Origin of the sequence: Moorena sp. SIO3A2 (genome assembly GCF_010672265.1) — a bacterium.
Lineage (GTDB): Bacteria > Cyanobacteriota > Cyanobacteriia > Cyanobacteriales > Coleofasciculaceae > Moorena > Moorena producens.
In genome coordinates, this window is sequence record NZ_JAAHHC010000040.1 from 23,195 (window position 1) to 49,494 (window position 26,300).

General features: G+C 43.9%; 26 protein-coding genes. 7 read left to right on the forward strand and 19 right to left on the reverse strand.

Annotation, left to right across the window (positions count from 1 at the left end; all coding sequences use genetic code 11):
- Positions 1-116: 116 nt before the first annotated feature.
- Positions 117-1,307, reverse strand: a complete 1,191-nt coding sequence (locus F6K64_RS29395; RefSeq protein ID WP_044492492.1) for an RNA-guided endonuclease InsQ/TnpB family protein — start codon at positions 1,305-1,307, stop codon at positions 117-119.
- Between the two features lie 712 nt (positions 1,308-2,019).
- Positions 2,020-2,646 (reverse strand): type I restriction endonuclease, encoded by a 627-nt coding sequence (locus F6K64_RS29400; RefSeq protein ID WP_287253467.1) that lies wholly within the window; start codon positions 2,644-2,646, stop codon positions 2,020-2,022.
- A 662-nt stretch (positions 2,647-3,308) separates the two neighbouring features.
- On the opposite strand from F6K64_RS29400, the gene F6K64_RS29405 reads away from it, so the two are divergent.
- Complete coding sequence (locus tag F6K64_RS29405; RefSeq protein ID WP_008181378.1) at positions 3,309-3,731, forward strand: helix-turn-helix domain-containing protein; 423 nt, start codon at positions 3,309-3,311, stop codon at positions 3,729-3,731.
- A 244-nt stretch (positions 3,732-3,975) separates the two neighbouring features.
- On the opposite strand, the gene F6K64_RS29410 is transcribed toward F6K64_RS29405, so the two are convergent.
- From F6K64_RS29410 to F6K64_RS29435, 6 genes are all read right to left on the reverse strand, one after another.
- Positions 3,976-4,719, reverse strand: a complete 744-nt coding sequence (locus F6K64_RS29410) for a DUF3747 domain-containing protein (protein WP_287253469.1) — start codon at positions 4,717-4,719, stop codon at positions 3,976-3,978.
- Positions 4,720-4,986: 267 nt separating this feature from the next.
- Positions 4,987-5,502, reverse strand: coding sequence for a peptidylprolyl isomerase (locus F6K64_RS29415; RefSeq protein ID WP_287253471.1), 516 nt, complete (start codon positions 5,500-5,502; stop codon positions 4,987-4,989).
- Between the two features lie 556 nt (positions 5,503-6,058).
- Positions 6,059-7,414, reverse strand: a complete 1,356-nt coding sequence (locus F6K64_RS29420) for a D-alanyl-D-alanine carboxypeptidase (RefSeq protein WP_287267197.1) — start codon at positions 7,412-7,414, stop codon at positions 6,059-6,061.
- A 251-nt stretch (positions 7,415-7,665) separates the two neighbouring features.
- Complete coding sequence (locus F6K64_RS29425) at positions 7,666-7,995, reverse strand: hypothetical protein (RefSeq protein ID WP_287253475.1); 330 nt, start codon at positions 7,993-7,995, stop codon at positions 7,666-7,668.
- 3 nt (positions 7,996-7,998) lie between these two features.
- Complete coding sequence (locus tag F6K64_RS29430) at positions 7,999-8,148, reverse strand: hypothetical protein (RefSeq protein WP_287253477.1); 150 nt, start codon at positions 8,146-8,148, stop codon at positions 7,999-8,001.
- A gap of 345 nt (positions 8,149-8,493) precedes the next feature.
- On the reverse strand, positions 8,494-9,456 hold the full coding sequence (locus tag F6K64_RS29435) for an MDR/zinc-dependent alcohol dehydrogenase-like family protein (RefSeq protein WP_287267218.1): 963 nt from the start codon (positions 9,454-9,456) through the stop codon (positions 8,494-8,496).
- 29 nt (positions 9,457-9,485) lie between these two features.
- Here F6K64_RS29435 and F6K64_RS29440 point away from each other — a divergent pair, with 29 nt between their 5' ends.
- A complete protein-coding gene (locus F6K64_RS29440; RefSeq protein WP_131827011.1) occupies positions 9,486-9,668 on the forward strand; it encodes a hypothetical protein in 183 nt (60 codons plus the stop codon).
- A 171-nt stretch (positions 9,669-9,839) separates the two neighbouring features.
- Here F6K64_RS29440 and F6K64_RS29445 read toward each other — a convergent pair whose 3' ends face one another.
- Positions 9,840-10,052 (reverse strand): hypothetical protein, encoded by a 213-nt coding sequence (locus F6K64_RS29445; protein WP_008181367.1) that lies wholly within the window; start codon positions 10,050-10,052, stop codon positions 9,840-9,842.
- A gap of 6 nt (positions 10,053-10,058) precedes the next feature.
- Between F6K64_RS29445 and F6K64_RS29450 the strand changes: the two genes are divergently transcribed.
- Positions 10,059-10,418: a four helix bundle protein gene (locus F6K64_RS29450; protein WP_008181366.1), complete on the forward strand. Its 360-nt coding sequence runs from the start codon at positions 10,059-10,061 to the stop codon at positions 10,416-10,418.
- 132 nt (positions 10,419-10,550) lie between these two features.
- Here the strand turns inward: F6K64_RS29450 and F6K64_RS29455 are convergent, their stop codons facing one another.
- The 3 genes from F6K64_RS29455 to F6K64_RS29465 all read right to left on the reverse strand — a co-directional run bounded on the left by F6K64_RS29455 (position 10,551) and on the right by F6K64_RS29465 (position 14,108).
- Positions 10,551-10,679: a hypothetical protein gene (locus F6K64_RS29455; protein WP_008181364.1), complete on the reverse strand. Its 129-nt coding sequence runs from the start codon at positions 10,677-10,679 to the stop codon at positions 10,551-10,553.
- Entirely contained in the window at positions 10,670-12,739 is a 2,070-nt protein-coding gene (locus tag F6K64_RS29460) for a pentapeptide repeat-containing protein (RefSeq protein ID WP_044492490.1), read from the reverse strand. The genes F6K64_RS29455 and F6K64_RS29460 overlap by 10 nt, the downstream gene beginning before the upstream one ends.
- A 415-nt stretch (positions 12,740-13,154) precedes the next feature.
- Positions 13,155-14,108: a pentapeptide repeat-containing protein gene (locus F6K64_RS29465; protein WP_287267201.1), complete on the reverse strand. Its 954-nt coding sequence runs from the start codon at positions 14,106-14,108 to the stop codon at positions 13,155-13,157.
- Positions 14,109-14,845: 737 nt separating this feature from the next.
- Between F6K64_RS29465 and F6K64_RS29470 the strand changes: the two genes are divergently transcribed.
- Positions 14,846-15,046 (forward strand): hypothetical protein, encoded by a 201-nt coding sequence (locus F6K64_RS29470; RefSeq protein WP_287267204.1) that lies wholly within the window; start codon positions 14,846-14,848, stop codon positions 15,044-15,046.
- Positions 15,047-15,071: 25 nt separating this feature from the next.
- Positions 15,072-15,224 (forward strand): hypothetical protein, encoded by a 153-nt coding sequence (locus tag F6K64_RS29475; protein WP_229419883.1) that lies wholly within the window; start codon positions 15,072-15,074, stop codon positions 15,222-15,224.
- On the opposite strand, the gene F6K64_RS29480 is transcribed toward F6K64_RS29475, so the two are convergent.
- The 4 genes from F6K64_RS29480 to F6K64_RS29495 form a co-directional block, all read right to left on the reverse strand.
- Positions 15,211-17,106, reverse strand: a complete 1,896-nt coding sequence (locus F6K64_RS29480; protein WP_287267206.1) for a pentapeptide repeat-containing protein — start codon at positions 17,104-17,106, stop codon at positions 15,211-15,213. The genes F6K64_RS29475 and F6K64_RS29480 overlap by 14 nt on opposite strands.
- 761 nt (positions 17,107-17,867) lie before the next feature.
- Positions 17,868-18,137, reverse strand: coding sequence for a c-type cytochrome (locus F6K64_RS39165; RefSeq protein ID WP_502708083.1), 270 nt, complete (start codon positions 18,135-18,137; stop codon positions 17,868-17,870).
- A gap of 811 nt (positions 18,138-18,948) precedes the next feature.
- Positions 18,949-19,311 (reverse strand): plastocyanin, encoded by a 363-nt coding sequence (gene petE / locus F6K64_RS39170; protein ID WP_044492486.1) that lies wholly within the window; start codon positions 19,309-19,311, stop codon positions 18,949-18,951.
- Positions 19,312-19,857: 546 nt separating this feature from the next.
- A complete protein-coding gene (locus F6K64_RS29495; protein ID WP_071103663.1) occupies positions 19,858-20,085 on the reverse strand; it encodes a hypothetical protein in 228 nt (75 codons plus the stop codon).
- Positions 20,086-20,534: 449 nt separating this feature from the next.
- Between F6K64_RS29495 and F6K64_RS29500 the strand changes: the two genes are divergently transcribed.
- Positions 20,535-21,146: a cysteine dioxygenase family protein gene (locus tag F6K64_RS29500; RefSeq protein ID WP_287267209.1), complete on the forward strand. Its 612-nt coding sequence runs from the start codon at positions 20,535-20,537 to the stop codon at positions 21,144-21,146.
- A 313-nt stretch (positions 21,147-21,459) separates the two neighbouring features.
- Here the strand turns inward: F6K64_RS29500 and F6K64_RS29505 are convergent, their stop codons facing one another.
- Positions 21,460-23,058, reverse strand: a complete 1,599-nt coding sequence (locus F6K64_RS29505; RefSeq protein ID WP_287267210.1) for a peptide ligase PGM1-related protein — start codon at positions 23,056-23,058, stop codon at positions 21,460-21,462.
- Positions 23,059-23,069: 11 nt separating this feature from the next.
- Between F6K64_RS29505 and F6K64_RS29510 the strand changes: the two genes are divergently transcribed.
- Positions 23,070-23,219 (forward strand): hypothetical protein, encoded by a 150-nt coding sequence (locus F6K64_RS29510; protein WP_287250859.1) that lies wholly within the window; start codon positions 23,070-23,072, stop codon positions 23,217-23,219.
- Here F6K64_RS29510 and F6K64_RS29515 read toward each other — a convergent pair.
- Positions 23,216-24,529 carry an aminopeptidase P N-terminal domain-containing protein gene (locus F6K64_RS29515; protein ID WP_287267213.1) on the reverse strand — a complete coding sequence of 438 codons (1,314 nt, stop codon included), beginning with the start codon at positions 24,527-24,529 and terminating at the stop codon, positions 23,216-23,218. The two genes, F6K64_RS29510 and F6K64_RS29515, sit on opposite strands and share 4 nt — an antisense overlap.
- A gap of 51 nt (positions 24,530-24,580) precedes the next feature.
- On the reverse strand, positions 24,581-26,140 hold the full coding sequence (locus F6K64_RS29520; protein WP_287267215.1) for a hybrid sensor histidine kinase/response regulator: 1,560 nt from the start codon (positions 26,138-26,140) through the stop codon (positions 24,581-24,583).
- Between the last annotated feature and the right edge of the window lie 160 nt (positions 26,141-26,300).

The following is a 26,300-nucleotide window of genomic DNA, read 5'->3' on the forward strand; positions in this document are numbered from 1 at the left end:
AACAGTCACAGTATCAGCTACATAGCGTCAGTTACCCTTACCTAAATTACCACTATGGTGAAGATACCATAGTTGGTATACAGCTGTCGCACCTGATCATTGACATCCTCCCCTCCCTAAGCAACTTCCCTATGCTCAGTCACTTTGAGGGAGGGGATTCCTAACTCTCGCGAATTAGGTTTTCTGCTTCGACCCGTGCCAACTAGAGTATCGTGACCGATACTCCCCGTCGCTTCCAGTCCACAGACATTTTCTACTACCGTCTGCCCGACGGCATTTAACCCTCTATTTCTAAGAACCTGACTAGCTGCTACATCTCTTGTGGTTCTGTATCCACACTCATCGCAGTGGTGAAAGCGAATATCTAGAGTTTTTTTGCCAGTGTGTGCCTTCGGACAGGCTTCGCCAACAACAAATATCATGCCAGCACCATCACACAAATGATGAGCTAGTTTAAAGTGCCAATCTTTACGAGTGTCAGATATGCGCTGATGTAGTCTAGCTATTTTCTGGTTTAGCTTGTATCTATTATTTGACCCTTTTTGCTTATTCTTTAGCCTACGTTGCAGCAATTTCAGCTTGCGCTGTAGGGTGATCAGAAATCGAGGTCGCTTAATCTCTTCACCATCACTGGTAGCTACAAACTTGAGGACGCGATTTCCGAGGTTGCCTCGGAAATTAAAGCCGTCCGTGTCAAACCCCAAGTCCAAACCTCTAGGATGACCGTGAGGCATGGGACTAGAGACATTGACATTTAGCTGTAGTGACAGCATCACAAAATAACCAGATGCTTTTCTAACTATCCTCGCTTGCTTGACTTGAAACCCAAAGGGAATAGGCCTTGACTGTCGCCATTTCACCCATCCCAGTTTTGGGAACTTAATCCCATCATCTCTAATTGGGTCTTTTCCTAACTGTGGAAAGACAAACGACCGCATCCGATACTTATTCTTAAAGCGAGGCCAACCAAAACCTCTGGCTTTCATATCGTCCCAAGCTCTATCTAAAGTTCTTAGGGTTTGTTGTAGTACTTGAGAGTGAACTGTTTTCAGATGAGGATAGAGTTTCTTGGCTTGAGTTAATTGCTTGGCTTGCTTATGGTAATTCGGAAATGGTTCGTCGGCAGAAATGATGTACTCGGATTGAATCGAACAAGCATTAATAGGTGACTTACGAGATGCACACCAATCTTTACGCTGCCTAAGGGCAAAATTCCAGACAGAACGACAAATATCTAGGGTTTGCTCGATAGATTCAATCTGTTCGGCAGTTGGTTCTAGTTTGTACTCGTAGGTCATGGTTAGCATGGCCAAATTATAGCTTACATGGGCTATAATGTTGTGTAAATATTTAAGAAATTTGCCAATTATCGGGGCATCTAACCCCTCAATTGGCTTGAGGGAGTCCATGTATCCCCGCCCTATGACATCGTGTTCGTCAGCTAACACTCGTCATGTCCGACGGGGTTTTATAGTTCCCTCAAACTCCCTCGTTTCGATAATAATGCTTTTTGCGAAAAAGGTAAAGTCCTTTCCAGGAAATGTAAGCAGTCAGCTAATACGCTACGCCCATGGTACAGAAACTGCTTCTGAGAGGTTGTCTGAGAAGTCTCATTTGCTACATCCAAGCCCCCGTTGGTCCCCCAATTCTGGGGGACTTTTAGAAGCAAATTGACTCTTGTTCCCCCCAAAGTTGGGGGGTCAGGGGGGCAAAATTCAGTATCAAAAAACTTGGGAGATATCCTCTGAGCAGTAAGCTAAACCATCCAGGAAAAGTTGGACATTTTGCTGAGGGGCGCGAGTAGATCAGTTATCCTGGACAACCCCGTCAAGATGTTGATAGCTATCAGTTATCAGGTAATGCGCTACAGATGGTGCTACTTGAGGTGCTATCAGCTAATGGGCAAGCTACTTGAGGTGCTTTTGAATAAAAGAGGAAGGTGCGAACAGCTTTTGAAGAAAATAAGCTGACAGCTGACAGCTGACGGCTGACGGCTGACAGCTGACGGCTGACAGCTGACTACGGATTTTGGATGGTTTGGTTAATACGTTTTAAGATCCTCATAACAGTGTAAAAATCATCTTTGTTCTCAAGAGCGAATGTATAGGATTGAGCATATTTAGGTGGCTTTTGAGTTGTCATCTTTAGGAATTTAAACTCATTTCCATTGGTGATAAACCCCAGGACAGGTTGCTCTGGATTAGGATTAGCCAACATATACGCTAAGACTTGAGGAATTCCAGCTGCTAAGGCATATTTTGTTCCTTTTGCTTCAATTACAGTAACCCAGAATTCTGGTTTAAAAATCAGAATATCAATACGTCCAGTAACAATCATACCCTCATCTTCGGAGGTGATTTTAACTTCTTTCTCTGCTGTGATTTCAAAGGGATGACGATCAAATCCTGCTAGTCTCAGTAATGGCGATATTATCACCATTTTTAAGATCACTTCCAATAACGGAGACTCGGATAAGTACAGATACTCTTCTTTAACTTGCCCTAGCAATTGCTTCTCAAAATCCGTCAGTTCTGGTAAATCGTCTTGCCATTCTCTGAAAAAATTTTCATCATCAGTTCGTTCTAGATGGAATCTGTGTCTTAATTGACGTAAGGTAATCTCTTTTGCAGTAATTGTTGGAACCATGGGTAGTTTTAAATTTATAATTTATAGTTTAAGTAATCGGACGTAAGTGATTACACAGTACCTGATTTATTGATAGCAATTCTCATTACTATGAGAACCGCAATATAGCGGTTTTAAATTAGGTGAGGTACAAGTTTTTTGGTTTTAGGCAACAGGCAACAGGGAGCAGGGAGCAGGGAGCAGGGAACAGATGGACTTTTAGTAACTTTACACAAGTTAATACAGCTACGAGGTTCATTTTTGTCCAGCTACTTATCAGCTGTCAGCTATTAGCACTATTCTCACCCTCAGCACTGAGCCACTTAGCACTGAATTGCGACAATCCAATAGTCTTAGATAACTATTTTACCCCACTACCGTCACTAATCCCACTAATCCCAGTTGACCCCATTGCTTGAGATTGTGACAATGCAATAGTTTGTTTGAGCACCCTCTTTTCTTTATTACCCTATTTAACCCATTAAACCTATTACTCCTTTAAATTGCGGTAATGCAATAGTTTTTGTTAGCACCCTTTTATATCACTAATCCCATTAATCTCACTAATCCCAATTGACCCTATGACTTTAAATTATGCTAATGCAATAGTTTTACTATATCCTTGCCTTTTCAGAACAAGTGTGTTAAAGTAATAATATCGTAAAAGCAATGGTTTACTCCCTATGATGATTTCCACCGCACAAGCCGCTGAATTACTTGGTGTTTCTGCCACTCGCGTCCGTTACCTTCTGGGCAAAGGCAGAGTTAAAGGCGCTTATAAGGTGGGTAGAACTTGGGTGATTCCTTTGTTTGATGGTATGCCGGTGGTCACCCCTGGCACTCGCGGACCAAAACGGAACTGGTCAAAGCGTACAGAGTACACTAAGACAGTGATTCATGTTAACCAGAGGGTGATTCGCAACAATCTCAAGACGGGGGACCGGAATCCTGTGATTACGGTCAAGCGAGGCACTAAAAATGTTTACGGTCATACGGTGGAGGTCAATGGCCCCTGTCGGGTGATGTATCGTCCAGATGATCCCCTCAAGTGTGGAGCACGGGTATGGATTGAGACGATTTCTGATTTTGAAGTGATTTCAGCGTGATGGAAAGCTGTTCAGTATTTAGATTGGGATACCTAAATTGCTCAAAGGGAACAGGGAATAGGGAACAGGGAACAGAGATACAATCCTGTGTATCTCATTAGGGTTGTGTTACGGTAAAAACCCCTATATTAGCAAAAATCTCCCTATCTCCCTATCTCCCTACCCGTGAAATTCTAGTCCGACCCAAGAAACAGCCCTGGGGGTTAGGGGGGCGAAACCAAGTCAACTTAGTATCTCCTATTAATTAGAACCCCTCAAACACTGGTATGCCATCATTTGACGATTCTGCCGGTGCAGGTGGTGGAATTTCAGGGCTAGTGCCAGGAAAACGTTCACCACTAGTCTTGGGTTGGGCTTGTGGTTTGGTAAAAATATATTCCCTGCTGGGAGTAGGTGGTGAGGGTTGAGGGCTACTCGTCCACTGTGGCGCTACAGTATTAGCGATCGCACCATAGGTAAGATAGATGTGACCTAGTTGTTTGCCTTGATAGACACGTTTGGTAAATCGCCAACCGGGATCGAGAAAGATTTTGAGAAAGCCATTAGCCAAACCTCTGGTGCGGCCAAGCTCAATGTCTGGGGCATTGCGGTCAATGCGGTGACTCCCTACTAATACCAATTCTCCATTGCGTTTAACCACTCTGAGCATATAGTCTAGGCCGAAGTCTTGACTATCGACGCGGATAGAATAGCCGTTGCTGTCTGTACTGCGCCCACAAATTCCTGTAAAGTCAAAGTCGAGCAGCAGAGGATCTACAATAACTGGGTTACTGCCACGTTCACGCCAGCACGCTTGCCAGTTTGCAATCTGCTCGATGATTAGTAATTGATACTGGTTGTAACCAAAAGGGGCAGCTACTGCAATAAAATTGTTTGAGTTAACTTCGATGTTGCCAAAGGTATTCGCTGCTGCTGGATTGATAGCGCCTAAGGTAAGGCAGGAAGCTGTAGTGATTGCAGTAGCTGCTAGCCAGGGTAATCTGTTCATGGGTTTTCCCTTTCCTAAGTTAGAACATTCCCAGTAGACGCTACGAGTAAAGCATTTGCTCCTCTAGTGATACTGTCAAATTATATCAACTCTGCTTGATTAAGAATATCTTAGGGAAACAGAAAACGTAAGCAATCAGCGGTCAGTCGTCAGCCTTCAGCGGTCAGCGGTCAGTAAAACAAATACCAATTAAAGTAGGGTGGGCAAAGTTCTATTATCTAGAATACTCACCCATAACTAAACTTTTTTTGCCCACCCTACAAGGGGTTATTCGTTAATGGTCACTTTCACCATTTGAACAGGGGTTTTGGGACGATCACCCCGAGCAGTAGGAGTGGTTTGAATCTTGTTCACCACATCCATACCTTCAGTCACTTTACCAAAAACCGGGTGCTTCGAGGGGCCTGGAGAAAACCAATCGAGATAGGAATTATCCCGTGTATTGATGAAAAACTGACAACTACCGCTATTGGGAGCACCGGTATTTGCCATAGATAACGTACCTGGCTGATTGGAAATTTTGGCATTGTCCGGGTGCTCATCCTGGATGCAGCCATCAGGGCCATTGCCGGTACCCGCGCGAGGACTATTGGGATCCTTGCTATGGGGACAGCCAAACTGAATCATAAAGTCATTAATCACCCGGTGGAAATGAAGACCATCGTAGAAACCAGACTGGGCTAGTTTAATGAAATTACCGGCTGTCTCTGGCATCACATCGGTGAACAATTCCACGGTAATTGTGCCTAAAGAGGTTTCTAAGGTTGCGGTTGGGTTTGCCATCTATGTTTCTCAGTTTTATTAATCAGAGTTTTAGTTAACACTAAACCAGGATACAGCAGGGAGTCGGGAATCGGGAGTCGGGAATCGGTAATCGGGAGATCAGCTATCAGCTATCAGCTATCAGCTATCAGCTTTCAGCTTTCAGCTTTCAGCAATCAGTTATCAGCTATCAGCTATCAGTGGTCAGTAATCAGCTCAAGCGCTACGCGCACGCTACTTGAGGTGCTTTGAGTGATCAGCTTTCAGCTTATGCGCTACGCGCACGCGATCGCGTTCAGTCTTCAGCTTTGAGTGATCAGCTTTCAGTTATCAGCTATAAGTAATCAGCTATCAGCGGTCAGCTATTAGTTATCAGCTATCAGTCTATGGGCATTCGCGCACGCGATCGCGTTCAGCTTTTGAATAAAACAGGTAAGTATTGCTTGAATCTTTGTTACGTCTGCTGTTCGCGTAGCGTGGCCATTCGCGTAGCGTGGCCATAGGCCAAGGCCAAGGCTGAAGGCTGACCGCTGACCGCTGACCGCTGACCGCTGACCGCTGACGGCTTACCTACTCCCTACCTAACAATTTCACTAAACGACCTCTTACCGATCCTCTGAGGTGATGGTTTAATGTCAGAAGGAACAGATTGCACCACTCCCCATTTAGTTACTAATTCTTTCAGCAGCATCTCTTGCTGAGTCCGGTATTTGGTATAGTCTCCCCCTGAATTCATGACAGCAAACCAAACAGTGCCATAGGTTTGAGTTGGTAAGGCTCCGGCTAAGGTACTAACATAATTCAAACTACCGGATTTAACTACTGCTAAGTTAGGCAATGGACGTTCATTTAAAATACCTTTGTCTTGTCCTACGATGGCAAATACATCAGCAACGGTCATGTTGTATTGCTGAAGATAGCGCTCAATGGCGAGAAATACACCAGTGACAGCCCGAGGAGACATGCGATTTTCTTCACCTAAACCAGAGCCATTGATTAAGCTAATTTCTGATTGGGGTACTCCCGCTGCTTCTGCTGCTTTGCGGGCTACCACTTTGGCACCACCAGCTGTATTGGCTAGCATTTCGGCCATTTTATTATTACTGTAGCGATTCATTTTCTTCAGCAGTTCCGCCAGGGGAAAGGAATACTGGCGCACTAGGGGCTGTAGATTGTCAGGGGGTGAAGCTACCACTTGCACAGAGCCTGCGATCGCAATTTCCGGTCTAGGGGTACCTGGGGGTAAGGTCTGATACTGAGTTTCTGCTGCTGGTGGCCAACTCTTACCATTCAAGCCTTGCTTGAGCAGAGTGCCAGCTTTGAGGGGTAAGGTCTCAAAATTCATATAAAACTTACCCACAATCACCAAATTACCGGTTACTTGCTTGATTCCTAACTGATTTAACTGGTTGCCTACTGCTATGGCTTCTTCCCACACAAAAAACGGGTCTTCTGACCCTTGAACCACTAGGTCTCCCTGTAGCACCCCGTTCTCAATCGGTCCGGTGGCGCTAAATTGGGTAATGAATTGGTGATCAGGACCAAAGGTAGAAAGAGCGGCTAGGGTAGTTGCTGCTTTGGTAAGGGATGCTGCTGGTAAGGGAATAGTGCCTTGATGATTAGCTAACAGGGTATCTCCTGATTCCATCCATATCCCTTGATTGGTCTTAGTCATCCCTTTGGCGGATAATCCTTTTAGGTATTGGTCAACACTCTGTTGGGTTCCTGGATTAGGATTCGTTGCCGCAACGGTTAGCGGTTGATCAGGCTTTTGGATCACCTTTAGTGCATTCTCTGGTTCTGAGGACTTGGAAGACTCTGGATCAGGAGATGGCGATACACCCTTAGGGGAATCCGCCCCATTACATCCAATTACTAGTGTTAGGAGTAGTGTAGATAGTGTAGCAGTTACATAAGTCTTCGTTTTGAGCATTATTATATTAGGTGATATCTTTCCAAATCCTCTAGAATTATCTACTATAATCGAGCCTGATCCAATCCTCGATTATAATGCTATATTCTAAACTGAAAATACTATAGCTTTTGGTAAGCTATCAGCTATCAGCTTATGCTTAGATAGGCTTTCACCCAGACTTTAAATTCTCATTAATCTCTCAATCTTAAATTTTCAAATAGGTTTATTTTAAGCTGACAGCTGACGGCTGACGGCTGACGGCTGACAGCTTATATCTTTTCTTCTAACTGTTTAAGTTTCAAATTTACTTCCAAATCATCCCGTCCCACAATAGTTTCTAAGTTACCGAGGCGTTCTTCCATCTGTTGTACTTGATTAGGAAGAAGGGTTTTATCGGACTTGTTATGAGAGTGCCACACAAAAGCGGTGCTAGTTGCTGCGCCTCCGATCACAATCATCGGTATGGCTAACTTATATCTGCCTGGGGCAAAAATCATACAAATGGCTAACATTCCAGTAGCATAAGACCAAATTTGTTTAGTGGTCATCGCACGGATATTAAGAGATTTCTCGAATTCGGATTGTTGTTGATAGGTCATAGTTTAATAAAGGAATCGGGAATCGGGAGTAGGGAGTAGGGAGTAGGGAGTAGGGAGTAGGGAATAGGGAATAGGGAATAGGGAATAGGGAATAGGGAGTAGGGAACAGTTGCGTATGGTTTTGTCCTGGAAATGCGATTGACCGTAGGCCACGCTACGCTCCGGAAGCGTTCGCAAAGCGTGGCCTACGGCCTCAGCTTCCGCGCTTGTGCGATCGCATTCACTATCCCATGGTAAGCATTGAGCTTTTATAGCAGAAGTCAGAAGTCAGAAGTCAGAAGTCAGAAGTAAAACTCTTGCGCTTACAAAGGGTGTGAGACTTTTGTCATGTCCTAACTGCCCTGGCGACTGCTATAGCCATTGGCCTAGTTCAGCTTCTCCCAAACCTAAGCCTTAAGCTGATACGCGACACGCTGATAGCTGACCGCTGACCGCTGACCGCTGACCGCTGACCACTGACCGCTGATAGCTTACATCCCATCACCTATTGCTCATCTTTCAAGAGTTCTGATCCATGGTCAGTAAAATTTTCAATACTCCCCGCTGCTGGGCATGGTTAAAGGCGGTTAACCCTTCCTCAATTGGGTAATGACTTTGGATTAGGTAGTTGACATTTACTTTATCTTGTGCTAGTAAATTGATGGCTGGTTTAAAGGGACCGCAACGGGAACCGATTAGGGTAATTTCGTCTACTACTAGAGACGATGCATCAAAGGTTAAGTTGCCAGCGTAGGTACTTTTTAATACCAGGGTACCTCGTGGGCGCAAGGCTCCCCGGGCAAGGGCAAAGCCTTCGGGGTTGCCAGTACACTCCACTGAGATATCGAAAGGACCGTTAGTGATGGCATCGGCAAAACCTACCTTTATTCCTCTGGCTTCTAAATTGGCCAATTTCTCTTGATGACGGCCAATCACTAGCAAATTGCAGCCCGTTAGGGCTAGGGTTTGTGCCACCAGTTGTCCCAGCTTACCGTCTCCCACTACTAACACCTGGTGATCGGGACGCACCCTGACTTGTTCCTGAATTTCCAGAGCCGCAGCCAAAGGCTCAGTAAAGGTGGCGGCATCAGTAGAAATATTATCGGGTAAGGGATGTAAGTTTTTTACCGGCAAGGTCAGATAGTCAGCAAAGGCTCCGTTACGGTTAACAATACCTAAGACAGTACGGTTTTGGCAGTGAGTCGGTTGTCCACTTCTACAAAATCGACACTCACCACAGGCGGCATTAATTTCTCCCACCACCCGCTGGTTGACTAAATTCTTTGGTCCATCTTCCACAACACCAACAAATTCATGACCTAATATACCTTTGTAAGGGTAATAGCCTCGGATTAGTTCCAAGTCAGTGTTGCATATCCCCGCACGCAACACCCGCACTAAAGCTTCATCAGAGGGTGGTGATGGCACAGGTAGGTCAGTGCGCAGTTGCAGTTGCTGGTTTTCGAGCCAGAGTCCTTTCATTGCTGATTGTTGTGACAAGATTCTAGAAATTGGTTCCTATTTCTTATCTTAGCGATCAGCAGTCAGCCTTCAGCCTTCAGCCTTCAGCCTTCAGCCTTCAGCCTTCAGCCTTCAGCCTTCAGCCTTCAGCCTTGGCCTTGGCCTATGGCCACGCTACGCGAATGGCCACGCTACTTGAGGTGCGGTCAGTGGTCAGTGGTCAGCTAAGGTAACTCAGATTAAACTAATGCTTACCTACTTTTATTAAAAAACTGATTTCAGCTGTCAGCTGTCAGCAGTCAGTGGTCAGCAGTCAGTGGTCAGCGATCAGCTGTCAGTGGTCAGCGGTCAGCCGTCAGTAGTCAGTAGTCAGCGGTCAGTAGTCAGCCGTCAGCCTTTAGCCTTTAGGTAAAAACTGAAAACTGATAGCTAATAGCTGATAGCTGATAGCTGAAACCTGATAGCTGAAACCTGATAGCTGATAGCTGATAGCTGAAAGCTGAAAACTGAAAACTGAAAGCTGATAGCTGACCGCTGAAAGCTGATAGCTGAAAACTGAAAGCTGAAACCTGAAAGCTGATAGCTGAAACCTGAAAGCTGATAGCTGATAGGAGCATTCAATATTGAGAGATTTTAAAAAATTGAAAGTTTGGGAAAAAGCCCATCACCTGACGTTATCTGTTTATAAGGCAACCCAAGTATTTCCGAAGGAAGAACTTTATGGGTTGACAAGCCAAATCCGTCGCTCTTCCGCTTCAATCCCTGCCAATATTGCTGAGGGATGTGGTAGAAACGGAAAAGCCGAACTAGCCCGTTTTCTTCACATTGCTATGGGTTCAGCAAGTGAACTTGAATATCATCTGTTACTGGCTTACAATCTTAACTTACTCAAAGCCAAAGACTATGAATTCCTGGCAGCAGAAGTAACAGATATTAAACGCATGCTTACCTCTTTTATTCAAAAGCTGAAAACTGAAAGCTGATAGCTGTCAGCCGTCAGCCGTCAGCCTTTAGCCTTTAGCCTTTAGCTGAAAACTGAAAGCTGAAAGCTGAAAGCTGATAGCTGAAAGCTGAAAACTGATAGCTGATAGCTGTCAGCCGTCAGCCGTCAGCCGTCAGCCGTCAGCCTTTAACTGATAGCTGATAGCTGATAGCTGAAAACTGAAAGCTGAAAGCTGATTACTGAAAGCTGATAGCTGATAGCTGAAGACTGAAAGCTGATAGCTGACTAAACTTATGTCCATCCGTCGATTGTAGCCATCAAAATGTTAACCAAAGGATGGTCTATAGCTTCCTTGAAGGCTTCTACTCCTCCTGCTTTCAGGGCATTGATTACCTTAGCTTTTAAGGTTGGGTTAGTCTCAATTTGGTCAATAACTTCACCTACAACTATCATCTTATCTTTGTTGGTTGTAGTGGGATTAGTCTGGGATAGTTGGTTGAGGAGTTGCTGGATTTCTGCTGCTGCTTCGGCTAAGCTTTGTTTTTGCTCTGATCTGAAATTATTCGTGTTAACTTGTCTAGCATTGTCGTTGAAAACATTAAAATTATTAGGATTATTAGCTTGGCTTTGGTCTATATCTAGATTATCTATATTAAAATTACGTGAATTATCTGACATATCACTCTTGGCTTTAGCTGTATTTGTAAAATTAAGTATAGGATTGGATGACTGATTGCTGGTAAAAGCGGCTCTAACAAATTCCTTCATATCCTGATTATGACTTCTTTCCGCCTCTAGCAGAGCAGTTTGTTTTGCTGCTTCCAACCTAGCTTCGTAAACTGCTAAAAAATGTTTTTCAAAGTTACCTTTATCTGTGGCTTCTGGAACTTCCAAGGTAAGTAAAACATCATTGCCTTTCTTCTCAATGGCTTGAATCGAATCACTAGTAATTGCAGGATTTTCCGCCATTATTTTTTGAAAGGCTTGACGAAATGCTTCTTGATTAACACCATTGCGCAGCAGAATCTGTACCGTATTCATAATCTTATTATAGAGCTTTTCAAAATCCCCTGGTTGGAAAACTCTGTCAGGGTCATGGGGATGACGCTCTCGACTTCCTTGAGAATTGGGATTCTCTAATAAAAAGACATACTGACAATCAACGTTAGTTAAGGTAGTTGTTGAGTCAATATTCCACGCTTCTAAACAAGCTCCGGTAAAATAAGCATGAGTAAAATCAGTACCAATTGCTTGAGCTTCAGTTAAATTAGTCCATTCTAAATTAGCCTCCTCTAAAGCGGCTTCGCTAATATCAGCTAGTTTTAGATTAGCCTTATTTAAATTAGCTCCTTTTAAATTAGCCCCTCTAAGATTGGCATTACTATAATTAGTATTATAACCATTACCACTAACCAATAATTGTCTGACAACAGTATCAGCTAAGATAGTTTTACCTGGTCTAGCTCGGTCAAGTTTAATAGTATTTCGCCAACAAGTACGAGTTAGAGTAGCCTCTCTTAAATCTGTACTTTTGAGCGTAGCTCCCGTAAAATCAGCATCAGTTAAATCAGCTTTGTAAAAACTGGTACCTCCTGTAGCAGCAAAGGCAATAGCGATAGTGTGAATCCAGGCATCTCGGGGGTCTCCTTTTAGAGCACGCCAGCCCAGGTAAGCACCAAGTAATACTAAGGCTATGGCTATGGCTAAGGCTAAGGCTATGTCTACGGGTCCCGTTAAGCTGAAGTTGCTGGCAATGGCGCTGGGGAAGGCGCTGGGGAAGACGAAGGCGCTGGCGATAGCGCTGGCGATAGCAATGGCAAATGTGAGGGCGCTGACCCTGGCGATGGCGAAGACGAAGGTTATGGTGATGGCGAAGGCGAAGGCGCTGGATCTTGCGAAGATGAAGGCGAAGGCGCTGGGGAAGGCGCTGGCGATGGCGAAGGCGCTGGCAATGGCGCTGGCGCTGGCGACTCCTGCTCCGAGCCCTTGACGCAGGATAACACTATATAATATTATTAGTATAATCAAGGCTATCCAACCGAACACTTGGTTTTCTAAGTTGTTATCAAAGATTAACCCTACTACCCCCCCAGCAAGTAGCGAGGCAATTCCTGATACTCCTGAAACTATCAATGAAACCAACAGAATAACAGTTACCCACCGTTTTTGTAATCCAGCTTTGGCCTTACAAAACTTAGTTCTAGTTAGATTAGCTTTCTTAAAGTTTGTTCCCCTAATATCAGTTTCACTAAAATCTGCCCCTAAAAGGTTTTCCCCCTTAAATGACTGACCTCTGAGATTTACCCTGCGGAAATCCCTTTCTCCATTCTTATATCTGGTTAGAACTTCATTAGCTTTCATTGAGTGATAGTCATTAGTCATTAAAGCAGGGTAAACCAGTCTGATGTTGAAACGCCTACTGGATATTAGATTTATAATCTAAGTATTTATCCTTAGATTATTTTTGCTTATTCATTTAGATGCATTAACCCTGACTTAGCGATTATACTCCCGACGAAGGAAAACCGGAGGAAGAGAGTATTGATTATAAACTGATTCTATGTAATAAATTGGTATTGTATCACAAATCCTAATTGATTACATGACAATTTCTCAGGGAAAATACTTAAAATCCTGAGCAAAAACACTTAAAAAATAAAAAACTATAGCGCTATATCAAGGGGATAGGGAAAGAGAGGGAAGTGTGGGGAGTAGTGTCAAGATTATTATCAGCTAACCGCCGACGGCTGACCACTGACGGCTGACGGCTGAATACTTACGTTTGATCTCGTCTAGCCAGGTCAAGTTCACTAGTATTATCCAAACAAATACCAGTAAGATTAGCCTTTCTTAAATCTGTACTTTTGAGGGTAGCTCCGGTAAAGTCAGCATCGGTTAGGTCAGCGTTGTAAAAACTAGTACCCCCTGTAGCTGCAAATGCGATCGCAATAGTGCGAATCCAGGCATGTTTAGGGTCTTGGTTGAGAGCTTCCCAGCCCAGGTAAGAACCAAGTAAAGACAACAGGAAAGCTAAGGTTCCACCTATGGCAGAGGCGACCTCGAAGCCCAAGGCTCCTGTTCTGGAAAAGGTCAAGGCTGACTGCTGTACAGCAAAGACTCCAGCTACAGCTGCACCTACCGCTACCAACAAGCCTAAGACTCCTACTAAGACACCATCCAAGACTCCCGATCCCGCTCCAGTTGTAGCTACGGCTAGGGCTATGACCAAGGGTAAGCCTAAAGCAAAGGCTAGGGCGAAGGGGAAGGCTAAGCCAAAGGCTCCAGCGACAGCAACAGCTACGGCAAAGGCAAAGACCAAGCCTACGACTAAGCCTTGGACTGTTTGAATACCTTGACCAAGGATAACAACAAATAAAACAATTATTGCCACCAACGCTATCCAGCCAAAGATTAGGTTTGCTCCCTGGACATCGTTAACGATGAATGCTGCATAACACCCACCATAAAATGATACAATTGCTGATAGTATTAACGCTATCGATGAAACCAATAGAATAACAATTGACCAGGATCTTTGTAATCCAGCCTTGGCCTGACGGAACTTAGTTCCGGTTAGAATAGTATTCTTAAAGTTAGCTCCTCTAATATCAGCTTTACTAAAATCCGCTCCAGAGAGGTCTCTCCCTTGGAATGACTGACCCCTGAGATTTTCCCTGCGGAAATCCCTTTCTCCTTGGGCATATCTTGCCAGAATTGTTTGAGCTTTCATTAGCATTTATAGGAGTTATTAATTGGGTGAGCTATAAATTAGGGAGTCGGGAGTCGGGAGTCGGGAGTCGGGAGTCGGGAATAAATCTTGCTTGTAGATTTTAATTACTATGATAAGGGCTATAGTCATTAGTTACTAGACCAGGATAAATCAGTATTATTTTTAAATCCCTACTGGATATAAGATTCATCCTCTAACTATTGATACTTATAGCAATCGCTTTAGCAATTGTGATAATTTTTACTCCCTACTTCCTACTCCCTGTTGCCTTTGATATAGAGGATTTTTGCTTATTAATTAAGATGGGTTTGCTATGCCTTTGCGGTCAGAATCCCTAAGGAAAACCGCAGGAGGGCAGTTTCAATCAGACACCGGTTCGCTATAGGTGATTAAGATTTTGTTACTAACGACTACCAAGACGGTATCACAAATCCTGACCAACAAAACTTAATATAATCTAAAATTATAGCCCCACCCTGCGCCCCCGCCCTATACCTCCCACAATCGCCATACCTCCCACAATCACCATACCTCCCACACTTCCCACACCTCCCACACTCCCGATTCCGGACTCCCTAACAAGTTTGTTACAAATTTTTTCAAAATATGCTATAATATAATATTTTTTGTGGTAAACTAAAAGTGTGGAGAATAAATTCCACGGAAGAGCCAGCCCGGACATGTTCAAGCGGGTCGGGCTGGCTCTTGATCCCCATTTACAGGAGACAACTTATATTATGTGCTATAGTCAACGCCTATACGGATGGGTCATGATTCGGCTATTGCCACCGATGCCACCACTAGTTTTCGCTCGGTTTGACAATCTTTCCGATGCCAAAAGCTATTCTCAGGCTATGAAACAGTTGATGCCCGATGGGAAATTTTTGATTTTTTTTGATGTCAGTCTGCCAATAGACCAAGACGAATCTGAATCTTAGGGGTTTGTGCTCAGGGGAATCGGGAGTGTGGGGAGATGGGGAGATAGGGAGATGGGGAGATGGGGTAAACCTGTTAAAGTTAACTGCTTTTCCACTATTCCCGATTCCCGATTCCCGATTCCCGATTCCCGATTCCCTGTTCCCGACAACTGCCGCGAAGTCTACTATTTTTTGTTAGGCCACCAGAACTTAATTTTAATTGGATTGGATGACTGTTTAATCGGATTAGATGACTGCTTACTGGGAAAACCAGTGGTAATAAATCTAATCAGTTCACTAAGATTCTCAACCAGGGGAGTTTCAGCTGCTAATTTACCCTCTATAAGAGCAGCTTGTTTCCCTGCTTCCAACTTAGCTTGATAACGTTCTAAAAATTGTTTTTCCACCTTACCTTTATCAGTTGCTTCTGGAACTACTAAGGTAAGTAAAATATCATTACCTTGATGTTCAACTGCTTGAATCGAATCACCAGTAATTTCATGATTTTCCGCCATTAGGTCTTGAAAAGCTTGACGAAATGCTTCTAGATTAATACGATTATGCAGAATAACATTAAAAGCATTAATACTTTTGTTATGTAGCAATTCTAAATTAATTGTATTAATGTTTGTTCCCTGCTCCCTACTCCCGTCTTGATGCAGTCGCTCATGAGGGGAACCCACAAGACCGCGCTGCATCGCTACTCCCTGTTCCCTGTTCCCTGCTCCCTGCTCCCTGTTCCCTTTGCTATCGAGCTTTTTAAGCTGACAATCAACATTAAAAAAGACATACTTACAATCAACATTAGTTAACCTAGTTGTTGAGTCAATATACCATGCTTTTAAACAAGCTCCAGTCAAATAAGCATCAGTAAAATCAGTACCAGTTGCGTGAGCTTTAGCTAAATTAGCCCATTCTAAATTAGCGCCTCGCAACGTAGCTTGATTAAGATTAGCCTCTTTGAGATTAGCGTAATTTAGATTAGCTCCTCTGAGATTACAATTCCGATAAGACTTATTTTCACCATTACCAGTAACTAATAATTCTCTAACAGCCGGATTAGCTAAGATAGTCCAGTCGAGTCTAGCTTGATCAAGTTGAATCGTATTTCGCCAACAGGTACGAGTGAGATTAGCCTTTCTTAAGTCTGTACTTTTGAGGATAGCTCCGGTAAAAGCAGCATCGGTTAGGTCAGCATTGTAAAAACTTGTACCTCCTGTAGCAGCAAATGCGATCGCTTTATTGCGAATCCAGCTATCTTTGAGGTTTCCTTTGAAAGCACGCCAGCCCAGGTAAGCACCAAGTAAGGTGAAGACTCCGCCTAAAGCTACGGCCAAGGCTCCCGCTCCGGATAAGGCTATGGCTGCGCAGTAGACCACTACAACAAAGCCTAACGCTACGTTCAACCCTAGCTGTCCGGCCAAGGCTCCTGCCAAGGCCAAGGGCAAGGCCAAGGGCAAGGCCAAGGGCAAGGCCAAGGTATTGCTTAATAATGGAATGATTTTAAGAGTTGTGTGGAATCGGGTTCTTTCCCCTTCCTGATCTTTGGCGGTGGCCATGCTGCTCACCCCACTCCTGTTCATTCCTTGATTCAGCAATGACACAAAGATTAAGACAAAGGCGAAGGGCAAAGCAAAGAGCAAATATTCATCACTAGATGCTGCTGCGAGTACGATACTAGTTGCTTGGCAGAAGGTTGTTGTGATCTCTTGAGGAAGAATAAGAATAAATAAAATAAATATAGCTATAGCAAGAAAGATAAGTATTTCAGATTTATTGAAAGACTCAAATAGTAATGCTAATAACACTCCACTATATAGATAGGCAGTTCCTGATAGTCCTGACGCTATCCATGAAACAAAAACCAGAACAATTTCCCACCGTTTTTTTAATCCAGCCTTGACATGACAGAACTTAGTTCCGGTTAGAATGGCATTCTTAAAGTTTGCGCTTGTAATATCAGCGTCACTAAAATCTGCCCCGGAAAGGTCTATCCCTTGGAAACACTGACCTCTGAGATTTTTCCTGCGGAAATCTCTTTCTCCTTGGGCATATTTTCTGATAACTTCTTGAGCTTTCATTAATTTGATAGCAGTTATTAAAGGGAATAGGGAATAGGGAATAGGGAGTAGGGAGTAGGGAGTAGGGAATAGAGAAAAATATTGTGTACCTTAATTACTATGAGAACGGCTATAGTCATTAGTTGCTATAGCAGGGGAAACCAGTCTGATTTTGCAATCTCTACTGCCTCTAAGATTTATCCTCTCAATATTCATACTGAGAGGATTGATACTGAGAATATTTTTGGTGATTAATTTAGATGCATTGACCCTGGCTTCGGGATCAGACTTGCGGAGGAAAACCAAAACAGGAGAGTTTCGATTAGAAGCCGGTTTGATACACTTGTCTATTATTCTATCACAAATTGTCTGGCCAATATCACAATTGGTGACCGATAAAACTTAATAAAATATAAAATTATAGCGGTTGTCATCCTAATGAGGTACACATAATTTTTGCCCTGTTTCCTCTTCTCTCTTCCCTATTCCCTATTCCCTATTCCCTATTCCCTGTTCCCTAAAACCAGAAACTCTGTACCTCACAAAATTGAAAACCGCTATATACCGCAGCGCTATAAAAAATAATTAGTGGTCAGCAGCCAGTTGCTAATGAAATTACCACCAACAACTAACTACTAACCACTAACTTAAACTTTCAATTCCTTTAGTAATCTAGGAATTCTAAATAGGTTGTGAATTATTACTTAGACAGAATCCCTTAACTACAAATGTTTTGGGTTGATTGATTTTTACAAATCGTTTATAAACCCGATTGTATCAATCTACTGCCAACCATTGTCAGCTTGATACAACACATAATCAGCAAGGGCTGTAATCACATCCGGTTTTAGGCGACCTTTGAAGGCTGGCATGGGGGGCTTACCATTGGTGATCTGGTAAACGATCTTGTCCTTAGAGTACATGCCATACTTCTCAAGGGCATCCTTTTTCAGAGTTTTTTGGGCATTGATTAAATTCTTGCCACCCGCATGACAACTGGCACAGTTACCTGCGAAGACTTGTGCTGATTTAGCTAGGGCTGCTGGATCTATGGCTGCAGCTACTTCGACAGGTTCAGCAGGAGTAGTTTCTTCCTCTGCTACTGCTTCTGGTTCAGCGGGAGCAACAGGCTCAGGTGCTACAGCTACCTCAGTAGTTTCAGCAGGAGTAGTTTCTTCCTCTGCTACTTCGGTAGGTTCAGCAGGAGTAGTTTCTTCCTCTGCTACCTCAGTAGGTTCAGCAGGAGTAGTTTCTTCCTCTGCTACCTCAGTAGGTTCAGCAGGAGTAGTTTCTTCCTCAGCCACCTCAGTGGGTTCCGCTGGGGATTCCACGGTTTCGGTAACTGCAGCAGTTGGGGCAGGTGTGGTTTCTGGAGGAACAGTAGCTGTAGTTGCGCCACCGCAACCATAGGTCAAGGTCAACACACAGACCGTTACCACAACCAGTGATAATAGCTTTTTCAATGCAATTTGTCTCATGAGATTAAAAAAAACAAGTGGGCTAGTCCATACAGGATTGTCAGATCATGTTTTTCTTTCCGTCAAAAGACAAGCTGTCAAACTTCTTTATTCCTGACTTGAAGCGCAGTAAGGGCGCACACTGTGCGCCCTTACGTCATACCCTAGGGTTATAGTTGCTGGGTAAGTCTTGATTTAAGTTAACTAAACTACCACGATTTGCGATCGCTTAAGTCTTAGAATGGTTAATCTTCTGGTAGTTAGTAGCAAAAACTAGTAACTACTAATTTTCCGACGGGTGTTACTGGATCGTCTATTAGGTTACGCCCATTGGAGCCACACAGCAAAAGCTGTGTGGTTTTCACATTGCTGGAAGTCTCGATCAACAGCCCTAGTCCTAGTGCTACTATGATCCAGCTTCAACAATGATTTCGCCTGTCATGCCAGCACCACGGTGGGGGGCACAGTAGTAGGAGTATTTACCAGGCTCATCAAAGGTAGATGTATAGGAAGAACCCTTAGCCATCAACATGTTTTTGTGAGTCAGAGATGGGGCGTCCTCAAAAACAACATTATGAGGACCAATGTTGTTCATCACCCACTTGACAGTTTCCCCCGCTTTGATGGTAAGAGAACTTGGTTCAAATTTTAGTTGCCCACTGTCTGTACCCATTTTTACAGTGTGAGTTTCTGGACCAGCTGCAGCAGCAGGCTCAGGTGCTTCAGCGACCTCGGTGGGTTCAGCGGTCGTGGGTTCTTCTTCAGCCACCTCAGTAGCTTCGGCTGGGGCGGGTTCTTCTTCAGCCACCTCAGTAGCTTCGGCTGGGGCGGGTTCTTCTTCAGCCACCTCAGTAGCTTCGGCTGGGGCGGGTTCTTCTTCAGCCACCTCAGTGGTTTCCGCTGGGGATTCGGCCTCTTGGGCAACTTCAGCAGCTGGGGCAGGTGTGGTTTCTGGAGGAACAGTAGCTGTAGTTGCGCCACCGCAACCATAGGTAAAGGTTAAGATACAGACCGTTACCACCAGGAGTGATAGTAGCTTTTTCAATGCTATGTTTTTCATAAAAAAATTGAACCATGACTGTCAACGGTTCAATTATATGACAAGCTGTCATATTACAAACGGTAAAACTTATGATCAAACTGATGATGATCAGATCCCATAGAAGCCCTACAGGTAAAGGGAAAGGCGGCTGGCACAGACATAGCGCGAGGCAGCAATTAAGTAATCTGCTAGTATGCCCAGGTAGTATGCCCAGGTAGTATGCCCTGGGCATACTACCTGCAAGTGATCATCCGTGGAAATGGTTAAGGAAGCTTATTTACCGGCACAAGGATTCTTTTTACTTGCACAAGGATTCTTTTTGCCAGCACAAGGATTCTTTTTACCCGCACAAGGATTCTTTTTACCCGCACAAGGATTGCCTTGCTCTGTAGTACTCTCACCAGGAGCAGTATTGGTTGCGGGACCACCACCACAGGATGTTACCAGTCCTAGAGTGACAATTGAGGCAGCAGCGATAGTAGCAAAATACTTAATCTTCATGGCAATTCCCTCCTTTGCTGTAATGAAGGTTAATTTTTATCTGCATTGTACATGAGTAATAATTGAAATGGCTTAAAATGAATTGCTTGAAACTGAATGAAACCTGAGAGATGACTGAGGAAGAGCTGAGAAATGACTAGTAGCGATTTAGCTGCTTTCCCAGCAGTCAAATTTCAGTCAGACTTTAAAACAGCCCTGTCTCCTGAAGCAAGGGTAATTTTGTGATTGCTTTTTTTCGTAAATTCAAATGTAAATTGAAATGTAACTTAAAAACATCGTCAGCTTATGTGCATAAGCTGAGAGCTGAGAGCTGAGAGCTGAGAGCTGAGAGCTGAGAGCTGAGAGCTGAGAGCTGAAACCTAAAACCTGAAACCTAAAACCTAAAACCTGATAGCTGATAGCTAAATGCTTACAAAATATCTCTCGAAAACCTCGCTTAGGTAAACTGTATGGAAAGTAGTGATTGGTTAGTGACGAATCAAGGCAACTGTGAAGCTTGTGAAATACCTAGTGACTGGGAATGGTCAACCAAACCCTATCGACTCTATCGGTTTCTGACTGACCTAGAGGATAGTCTCGATCAGATTAACGATGAGCGCCAACTGCTCCAAGTCATTCGTCCCTTGGTACGTCGTTTACTCACTAGTTCCTACTGGCTACAGGGTGAATATCTTGAACCTAACCCTGACCCAGGCTGGTCGGTGCAAATGATTTATGATGAAATCAATTATCCCTTAACTGTCCAAAATGTAGTCTGGCTACCTGGAAAAGTTTCTCCGATTCACAACCATGGTACATGGGGAGTAGTAGCGGTGATCAGTGGGCAAGAAAAAAACACCTTTTGGCGGCGTACTGATGACCCAGACTTTCGCGATCGCATCGAACAAGTTGGGGAAAAAATCTTATTCCCTGGAGATATTATTAGTTTTACCTCTGATGCAATCCATAGTGTGGAAGCAATGGGAGATGAACCAACAATTACCTTTAATATTTATGGAGAAACCAACTACGACCAGCGATTTGAGTTTGATCCACTAACCCATACGGCAAAGATATTTTGAATTAAGAATTGAGAATGTAGAATTAATAATTCAGAATTAAGAATTAAAAAAATATAACATGTTGAAGTTTGTCTGTCATAATTGCTAAGTTAGCACCTAGGGGAGTAGCCAAAAAATAAAATACCAGATTTTAGCTTGTAGGGTGGGCAAAAATATTTTGGTTCAAATGAGTCTTCTAGATAAGAGAACTTTGCCCACCCTACTTTAATTGGTATTTTTTTTACATGCAAGTCCCTAAACTTCTCCATTCTCAATTTTTAATTCTAAATTCTACATTTTTAATTCTACATTCTTAATTCTACTATTCCCTTTACTATCTATTCCAAGCAATCGGAATACTGGGATGGGAAACTGGGATATTGGCATCCTGGTCAGATTTAGTTTCTAGATCCAGTACCCTCACAACCTGGTTATATATTTCTTCTGCTTGTTGGGGAGAATCTCCAATGCTAGTTAACCCTAGTTTGCCAAATTCAGAGAGTGTGCCTATTAAGTGAAATACAGTGCCAGTTTTGGTGCTGCTATCAAAATGGAGTTGATGGTAGGCAATAATATCCATCAAGTCATTGGGCATTAACCCTTTGTAACTATCTTTTTGTAAATTGTCCGTGGCAATATAGTGCTTTGGTTGACCCTCTTGAGAGCAAAAAAGACCAGTGGAGAGGTCATAGCGACCATTGGTCATGAATTTCAGGGTCATAAAGGGATGGGTTGTACCGCCTTTGCGCAGGTTGATTTCAATGGCTTGTAAGTCCCAGGTATCCCGATCGGGCTGATGAACCGCAACAAAATCTACACCGTAACGCTCTATTGCTCCTTTTTTCGCTAAGGTCTGACCGACTCGTAGTCCCAAATCTTGCAATTGTAGGCGATAACCTGGATCAGCGGGAAATCGACAACCTAAATAAATCTGACCGTCTGGTCCGCCGAGAATTTGATCGTGAGTCGAGAGAATCTTGACCTCGCCATGGGGGGTAATATAAGCCTGAACGCTAGGCGATCGCTTTTTTTCTCCGTCAATAAAGGCTTCGGCAATTGCCCCTAACTGCGGTATCCGACTGCTATAACTCTCCCAGGTTTCCCCACTAGCTTGAAATCTCAAATTTACGATCTTTTCTTTCAAAGCCGCTACTGTTTGAGTATGGGAAACATTTCCCGGACCTACCTCCGATAGTGGTTTCAAGTCCAAGATAGCATTGCCCTCCCCAGAAAACCCTTCGTTGAGTTTAATCACAATCTTGTTCAGTTGCGGTTGCCTGTGCCATAACTGCGCTGTTGCTTCGACTAAATCATCAACGGTCCAGACTAACTCACTGCCGTCGGGATGGGGGACACCACTGTCAGCAAAAATTTGCCGACTACCGCTCTTGGTACCCCAATAAAGCAAATCTGGGTCTGGGGCAAGTAGGGGTAAGTTCAATTTTAAGGATATCTCGCGCTCTAGATTAGTAGAGTTGTAACAAGACATGTAAGACTTTCCTGGACGTAAGGCTTGACGAATCCGCTTCATCAAGCGGGGACGTTCTAGAATCTTTTGGCTAAGTGGCTTGAGGGAAGCATCATAGGTGGAAAACAGCAGTAAGCGATCGCGTGCATGGGAAAAGGGAATTCCTGGCAGAAGCTGCAAGTAGTAATCAATCACAATCGGTGGCAACGGCACAGCGGTAACATAAATTAACCGTGTGTAAGGGTTGCGCAGACGAATTAGGGAAAATAATAACCGTTCTTCGTAGTGGAAAAAACCCTCAACTTTCAGCAGTTCCCGTTGGTCAACACTGACAGAAGGTACTACCAGAATATCGTGGTCGTCTTGGTCAAATTGATCACTACTCTGCCAGCGATCGCGTAATTGGTGCTGTAGTTGCTGAAACTTTGACTCTTGCCGAGATAAAGAATCATTCACATTGTCCATTGTTTTTTAAAATGGTAGCTATAGCGCTGCACCCAGGGAATCGGGAATCGGGAATCGGGAATCGGGAATCGGGAATCGGGAATCGGGAATCGGGAACAGGGAATCGGGAATCGGGAATCGGGAATCGGGAATCGGGAATGAAAAAGCTTGTAATCGCTTAAGTCTCTAGCTCCTCTACGGATTTGGGCACACCAGCAGTCAAGACTTCATTCCCTGACTCAGTCACTAACACATCATCCTCAATCCGAATCCCAATCCCGCGCCAGCGCTGATCAATAGCTGGCTGACCTTCCAAAGGCTCAGTATCAGGACCAATATAAAGTCCTGGTTCTACTGTTACTACATTACCGGGCTGAAAAATATGCCAGTTCTCCCCCTGTTTGTACCCTCCACTGTCATGGACATCCAATCCCAGCCAGTGACCGGTGCGGTGCATATATAGATGTTTATATTTCTTCTCTTTAATAATTTCCTCACTATCACCGGCCAGGAGTCCCAAATCGATTAACCCTTCCACCAGGATTTTCACAGCCGTGTCATGAAACTGATTAAAGGGATTCCCTGGTTTAACTTGTGCGATCGCATTCAACTGTGCCTTCAAGACCAGCTCATACAGAATTTTCTGCTCTGGGGTAAACTTACCACCCACTGGAAATGTCCGAGTAATATCAGCGTTATAATACCCATAAGAACAACCAGCATCAATCAGTAGTAAATCCCCGTCTTGCATCTGTCGATTGTTCTCGGTATAGTGTAGGACGCAGCTATTGGCCCCAGATGCTACTATGCTCGGGTAAGCCGGTCCGATGGCACCTCGTCGCCGAAAATCATGTTCTAGCTCTGCCTGCACTTCATATTCATAACGTCCAGGTTGAGTAAATGCTCTAGCATGGTTATGGGCGTCCACAGAGATTTCTATAGCTTGACGCATCAACTTCAATTCCGTAGTACTCTTAACCCGGCGCATCCCATAGAGAATTAAGTTAGTCGATTCGAGAGCCATCGGTCCGGTTCCGTTTTTGGGATAAAGTCCCATCAACCTTTGCCAGTGTTTCAGGATGGTATCATTGAAAGGTTTATCCCGTCCCAAGTGGTAATAAATTCGATCGGCCTTTTTTAAATACTGAGGTAACTTCTCATTCAACTCAGTAATCGGATAGGTCTCATCCGCTCCAAATTGTTCTTTTGCTGCTTCCACACCTGTCCGATAGCCTGTCCAGACTTCTTTCTCTGGTTCTTTCGGTTGCACAAACAGGACAAATCGGTGTTCTTCGTGATGGGGCGCTAGTACAATTACTGCTTCTGGTTCATTGAAACCGGTCAAGTAAAAAAAATCGCTATCCTGTCGGAAATTGTATTCCACAGTATTATGCATAATGGCAACCGGGGCGCTCCGAAAGATTGCGGTCCCGTTGCCAATCTTACTCATCAACTGTTCACGACGCTCTTTATATTCGGTTTGTGGAATCATCCTTAGTTATTGGTTAGTTGTTTGCTATATTTCTTTTTAGCCCAAGCCCACCTATATAGAACTGGTTAATGGCAATTTTACCGTATAGGTTGTACCAACTCCGACTTGACTAGTTAAGGTAATTTGACCACGATGCAAATCCACAAACTTGCGGATCATGCCTAGCCCCATTCCTGAAGAATACATAGAACCAATATTACTAGCTCGGAAGAACGCTTCAAATAATTGTCCCTGACCTTCGGGCACAATCCCACTGCCTTGGTCTTTTACCTGGAACACAATTTGGTTATCTTCACAAAAAATTTCCAAAGCAATCATACTACCCTTCAAGGAGTAATGAGTTGCTAAGGTCAGCAAATTGCTCAAAATTTGCCGTAGGATTTGTTCATCCAGCTCAACTAGGCCAGGGTAATCCTGAGCAAATAACTCAATAGTATAGCGCTTTCCCACAATGATTTGCTGCTCTTCGACTAAACTGCGGCAGAATTCAACCACATCTACGGGCACACAGTTGAGCTGGAGTTCACCGGATTCAGCCTTGCTTAAGGTCAGAACATCCTCCATAATTCGAGTCATTCGCATCACTGATGATTGAATCCGATACAAGTTTCTTTCTTTTTTGTGCGGTGACAACTTGGAACCGTATTTTTGCAGGACTTCAGCAGCAGTTAGGATAATCGATAGGGGAGTGCGAAACTCATGGGAAATCCTAGCGATTAGGTCAGATTTCAGTTCCCCTAGTTCTTGTACTGCAGACAATATTTGACCCACTTGAGCTTCAGCTTGTCGGCTAGCGGCAGCTTTGGCTGGCAATTTTGATCTTTCTACTGCCAATAATTCTGGTTGTTGCTGTTCCCTGATATTCCACAGCACAAGAACTACACCCTTGATGGTACCATCTTCTTCTGTAATCGGGGAAGCACTATCTCCCACGGAGATCTTGCTACCGTCTTTGGCAATCAAACCTATGCCCTGATCCACAAAAATGACCCTTTCTTCCTGAAGCACTTCCATGACTGGGTTCTGGAGTGGGGTATCAGTGAGTTCGTCTACAATTTGAATCACATCTGTAATGCTTTGCCCAGAAGCTTCTGCTACTGTCCAGCCAGTGAGGGTTGCAGCTGCTGGGTTCATGTAGGTGATTGCTCCTGTTTCATTGGTAGCGATCACAGCATCATTAGTGGAGCTGAGTATTGTGGCTAGCAGATCCTGCTGTTTGACTAACTCTTTTTCCAGCTGGTGCCTATAGAGGGCCGTTTCAATCGCTACCCGCAATTCCCGTTCGTTAAATGGTTTGATCAGATACCCGAACGGTGCTGTCCTCTTAGCTCGGGCTATGGTACTCTCATCAGAGTGGGCTGTCAAATAGACTACTGGAATCTGGAATTGCTCTCGGATGCGCTGAGCAGCAGTTATGCCATCTATATCGTTTGGATCTAAGGTAATATCCATCAGGACTAAATCAGGCTGGTTATTGGCAGTGCTGCTGATAGCGCCCGTACCAGAGGTGACGCTATCGGTTACTGTGTATCCCAACTGTATGAGCTGTTCAGCAATAACTTCAGCTGTGATCGCTTCATCTTCAACCACTAAGATGTTTATTTGTGACATTTCCTAGTTATGGAATTGCTTTTTAAGTTACCTTGGGTTGTCCCTTGTCTTAACTTTGAAGCAAGCCAGTGTGTTCTCCCTACTTAATAATTTTTGCTTTGGTTCTGTGCTGCCAGTTAGTTAACTGCCTCACAACCTGATAGTTCTATATCACAATTCG